Source organism: Variovorax sp. P4_D9, from assembly GCF_056401695.1.
Window position 1 is genome coordinate 1 of record NZ_JBFUIU010001624.1, and the last position, 848, is coordinate 848.

The following is an 848-nucleotide window of genomic DNA, read 5'->3' on the forward strand; positions in this document are numbered from 1 at the left end:
GCATGTGGTCGATCGAGCCCGATTCCTCGCCGATCGCGGTCATCTGGATCACCATCGACGGAAACAGGTTGGCGTTGGTCATCGCGGTGGTCAGGCTGGTGCCGGTGGACACCTCCTGCTGGATCTTGACCGTGGCATCGGCATACACCGAATTGCCCGAGGCCCCGCCGACCGAATCGAGCGCCTCGACCAGCGGCACGCCGGCGGCGAACATCGTGGCCAGCGTGCGGGTCCAGCGGGCGATGCATGACTTGTCGATCAAGGTGCCGAAGATCGGCAGGCGCAGCAGCAGGCGGTCCATAACCTTCTGCATGCGCTCGTTGCGCCTCCAGGCCTGCAGGAAGAAATAGATGCCGCCGCCGATCACGCCGAAGATCAGCCACCAGTAGGCGACGAAGAACTCGCTCATGCCCATCACGAACAGGGTCGGGGCCGGCAGGTCGGCACCGAAGGAGGTGAACACCTGCTTGAAGGCCGGGATCACGAAGATCATGATGATCGCCACCACCACGAAGGCCACCACGACGACCGAGGTCGGGTACATCAGCGCCGACTTGATCTTCGACTTGATCGCCTCGGTCTTCTCCATGTAGGTCGCCAGCCGGTCGAGCAGGTCTTCCAGGATACCGGCGGCCTCGCCGGCCTCGACCAGGTTGCAATACAGGCTGTCGAAGTACTTGGGGAACTTGCGGAATGCCGCCGACAGCGACGTGCCGGTCTCGACGTCGCTGCGGATGTCGTTCAGCAGTTTGGACACGCTCGGGTTGGCGTTGCCGCGGCCGACGATGTCGAAGGCCTGCAGCAAGGGCACGCCGGCCTTCATCATGGTCGCCAACTGGCGCGTGAAG

The 848-nt window shown here is 63.7% G+C and carries 1 protein-coding gene; it reads right to left on the reverse strand.

The features are described from left to right. A partial coding sequence (locus AC1DY5_RS57355; RefSeq protein WP_478122994.1) for a type II secretion system F family protein occupies nucleotides 1-848 on the reverse strand: 848 nt, incomplete at both ends.